This is a genomic window from Microbacterium sp. MEJ108Y, assembly GCF_000834175.1.
Taxonomy (GTDB): Bacteria; Actinomycetota; Actinomycetes; order Actinomycetales; family Microbacteriaceae; genus Microbacterium; species Microbacterium forte.
This window is the reverse complement of the sequence record NZ_JXQX01000039.1, coordinates 1-2,700: the sequence shown is the minus strand read 5'-3', so window position 1 is coordinate 2,700 and position 2,700 is coordinate 1. Positions and strand designations below refer to the sequence as shown.

Annotated in this window: 3 protein-coding genes; all 3 read left to right on the top strand. The window is 69.5% G+C overall.

What is annotated here, in order from left to right; all coding sequences use genetic code 11:
- On the top strand, positions 1 to 633 hold a 633-nt coding region (locus tag RU09_RS17715), incomplete at its 5' end, for an ATP-binding protein (RefSeq protein WP_042542221.1).
- Positions 630 to 1,811 carry a DNA-processing protein DprA gene (gene dprA, locus RU09_RS17710; RefSeq protein WP_042542219.1) on the top strand — a complete coding sequence of 394 codons (1,182 nt, stop codon included), beginning with the start codon at positions 630 to 632 and terminating at the stop codon, positions 1,809 to 1,811. The genes RU09_RS17715 and dprA, both read left to right, overlap by 4 nt.
- Before the next feature lie 35 nt (positions 1,812 to 1,846).
- The coding region (locus RU09_RS17705) for a tyrosine-type recombinase/integrase (RefSeq protein WP_042542220.1) at positions 1,847 to 2,700 on the top strand (854 nt) is incomplete at its 3' end.

The following is a 2,700-nucleotide window of genomic DNA, read 5'->3' as shown; positions in this document are numbered from 1 at the left end:
AGGGGTGTGCTCTTCCTCGACGAAGCGGCGGAGTTCTCGAGAGTGGCGCTCGACGCGATGCGACAACCGCTCGAGTCGGGTGTGATCGAAGTGAGTCGAGCGGGGATCACGGCTCTGTTTCCAGCGAGGTTCCAGCTCATCGTGGCGCTCAATCCCTGTCCGTGCGGCAACTACGGGGTTCGTGGCGCGGAGTGCGTGTGCCCGTCGTTGGCGATCCGGAGATACTCGACGAGACTCTCGGGTCCGCTGCGAGACCGCATAGATGTCGAGCTGCACGTCTCTCGGGTTTCCGCCTCGCAGGCGATGGTGGGGGACCGCACCGGAATGACGAGCGAGATCGCTCGTGCGCTGGTCATCGAGGCGCGAGAGCGAGCCTGTGCGCGATGGCGGGGAACCCCATGGCTTCGAAACAGCGAAGTGCCCGGTGCTCGGCTGAGACAGCTCGATCTGCGCATCCCAGCCGATGCACGGGCGCCGCTGGACCGGGCTCTCGAGCGGGGGACGCTCACATTGCGCGGCTACGACAGGGTGCTGCGGCTGGCGTGGACGATGGCCGATCTCGCTGGACTCGACAGGCCGGGACGCGACGAAGTGGGCCAGGCGCTGTTTCTCAAGAGGGGGTACGCATCATGATCGAGTCTCTCACAGGTGACGCCGGTGTCCGAGAGTCGCTCGAACAGCTCAGGCCCTCCGGAGGTGCGGTGGAGGCGCTCGCCCGGGTGTCTTGGTCGGTCCTCACCGAGCCGGGCGATGGTGTGGCCGGGGCGCTCATCGAAGAGCTCGGTGCTTCGGACGCGCTCCGGCTCGCATTGGGCGCCGGGAACGCGGCGGGCCCAGAAGTCAGCAGCCGGGCACTCGCCGACGGGCGGGCGCGGTGGAAGACCCGAGCCGACGCGCGGAGCGTGGTCGATGCGCTGCGCGGCGCCAGGGACGTCGGAGCCCGACTTCTGATTCCGGGTGATGCTCACTGGCCGACTTCTCTCGACGACCTCGGGGTGCATGCGCCGGCCGTTCTCTGGGTGCGCGGTGACCCGCGGCTGCTGAGCGCGGCCCCCAGAGTCGCGATCGTCGGAGCCCGCGCCGCGAGCGCATACGGCGAGATGCTCGCGGGTGACTTCGCCGGCGAGCTGGCCGCAGGTGGCGCGGTCGTGGTGTCCGGGGGAGCGTACGGCATCGACGGCGCAGGTCACCGTGCCGCACTCGGAGTCGGCGGAAAGACGGTCGCGTTCCTCGCCGGTGGGGTCGACCGAGCGTATCCTCAGGGCCATCAGCAGCTTCTTCGCCGAATCGTCGAGACCGGCGCCGTGGTGAGCGAGGTCCCGTGCGGCACTGCGCCGACGAAGTGGCGGTTCCTGTCGCGCAACAGACTCATCGCTGCGGTGAGCGACGCGACGGTGGTCGTGGAGGCAGGATGGCGAAGCGGATCGTTGAACACTGCTGGACACGCAGCTGCACTGGGTCGACCGCTCGGCGCCGTGCCCGGGCCGGTGACATCCGCTTCGTCAGCCGGCTGTCATCGGCTCCTGCGCGAGTACGACGCGCGGTGCGTCACCACGACTGCCGAGATACGCGAGCTCTGGGGCGACGGGCCGCCGGGTACGTCACCCGGTCGAGGCACGGATCCCGACCAGTCTCGCGTGCTCGATGCCATGAGCAGCCGCGATGCGCGAGCCGCTGCCGAGCTGTCTCGACGGTCGGGGCTCGCGCCTGAGCGAGTCAATGCCCTGCTCGGGCTGCTCGAGCTCGAGGGTGCGGTGCGACGAGTCGAAGGGGGGTGGCAGAGGGCGCGGGTCAGCGAGCGGCGCGGCTGACGCGACGGTGATCGGCGTTCCTGCACACTTGATCCATGGAGTTCGCGGCGGCCGCACATGCCTTCGCCGACCACCTTGCTCAGGTGCGTCGGCTGTCTCCCGCCACCGTGCGCGCTTACCGATCAGACCTACGGGACCTCGCGGAGACCGTCGGTGAACTCGAGGTCGACCAGGTCACGCTGGAGACTCTCCGAGACTGGCTCTGGCGGGCGACTCAGCGTGGGGATGCGCGGTCGACGCTCGCGCGGCGAGCAGCGGCGGCGCGCTCCTTCTTCAGCTGGGCGCACGAGCAGCAGCTCGTCGATCACGATCCGAGCCTGCGCCTGGTCGCTCCCAAGCGGGGGCGAACCCTCCCCACCATCGCTTCTCAGGATGCGATGACGACCCTGCTCGATGCGCAACGCCGAGCCGCCGGCGCCGGTGATCCGCTAGTTCTCCGAGACCACGCGATCCTCGAACTGCTCTACGGCGCCGGGATCCGCGTCTCCGAGCTGTGCGGCCTCGATGTCGACGACCTCGATCTCGATCGAGGCACCGCGCGCGTTCTGGGAAAGGGTTCGAAGGAGCGAGTGGTGCCCTTCGGGGTCCCCGCCCGCGAGGCGGCCGGCGCGTACCTGACCAGAGGGCGTCCCGCACTCGCCGCGCGCACAGCGCGGCCGACTCCCGCTCTGTTCCTCGGCAGTCGTGGTGCGCGGATGGGACCGCGCGCGGTGTACTCACTCGTCGCCGAGGTGCTCGCGCCCTTCGTCGGCGAGGAGACTGTCGGACCGCATGCGCTCAGGCACACCGCAGCGACTCATCTCCTGGACGGCGGAGCAGACCTGCGCGCGGTCCAGGAGATCCTGGGTCATGCCAGCCTCGGCACGACCCAGATCTACACTAGGCGCTG

What these genes read in the sequence shown, in the direction of transcription:
- dprA (WP_042542219.1), top strand. Translation starts at nt 630, where the DNA reads ATGATCGAGTCTCTCACAGGTGACGCCGGTGTCCGAGAGTCGCTCGAA.